1 protein-coding gene and 1 pseudogene are annotated in these 939 nt (G+C 66.6%); both read left to right on the plus strand.

Annotated features, from left to right (window positions below):
- Window positions 1-314: pseudogene (locus ACK41V_RS23530) on the plus strand (hypothetical protein); the annotation flags it as partial.
- A 10-nt stretch (window positions 315-324) separates the two neighbouring features.
- Window positions 325-939 (plus strand): ABC transporter ATP-binding protein (locus ACK41V_RS23535; RefSeq protein ID WP_409786101.1); only part of this gene is annotated, 615 nt, incomplete at its 3' end.

Raw genomic sequence — 939 nt, forward strand, 5'->3', positions numbered from 1 at the left:
GCATCGTCTATGTGCTCCCGGCCTCCGTTCAGCCCGATGCGCTGGGTCGCTCACTGACGTTCTTCATCTGGACCGCCCTGCGCCGCGGGGGCGCGGCGCCGATCTTCGGCCCGGTCCTCGGCACGATCCTGTTCTTCTCGGTGCGGATCCTGGTCCGGGGGCTCACCAACGTCTACGTGCCCGACAGCATCCTCAACAGCCAGCAGACCGAGCAGTTCTCGTGGGTGGTCGTGGGTGTCGCGTTGATGTTGCTGGTGATCTTCCGACCACAAGGAATTCTGGGCAACAAGAGGGAGCTGCAGTTCAATGGCTGAGCAGACACACGTGGGCAGCGACTACGCCGACCCGGCAGCGCGTGCCGCGCTGCTGGCGGCCGTCGAGCCGGTGCCCGGAAGCATCAAGCCGGACCCGATCCTGAAGGTCGACAACATCGTGCGTCAGTTCGGCGGCATGACCGCCGTCGACGTCGAGCACCTCGAGGTGCAACGCGGCATCATCACGGCACTGATCGGGCCCAACGGTGCGGGCAAGACCACGTTCTTCAACCTCATCACGGGCTTCGACAAGCCGACCTCCGCGCGCACGATGTTCCATCGACCCGACAACGCCGCCCACTGGTCCTTCGACGGCCGGACGCTGGACAACACGTCGGCCTCGGCGGTCTCCCGGGCGGGGATGGTCCGCACCTTCCAGCTGACCAAGGCGCTGAGCCGGATGACGGTGATGGACAACATGATGCTCGGCGCTCGCGGCCAGTCGGGGGAGAACCTCGCGCTGTCCTGGCTCAAGCCCGTCTGGGCCGGTCAGGAGCGTGCCGTGGAGGCGAAGGCCAAGGAGCTCCTCGACCGGTTCTCGCTGCTGCCGAAGAAGGACGACTACGCCGGCAGCCTCTCCGGTGGTCAGCGCAAGCTCCTGGAGATGGCGCGGGCCCTGATGACC

It is taken from the genome of Acidovorax sp., from assembly GCF_046291265.1.
In the GTDB taxonomy this organism is placed as follows: domain Bacteria; phylum Pseudomonadota; class Gammaproteobacteria; order Burkholderiales; family Burkholderiaceae_C; genus Acidovorax.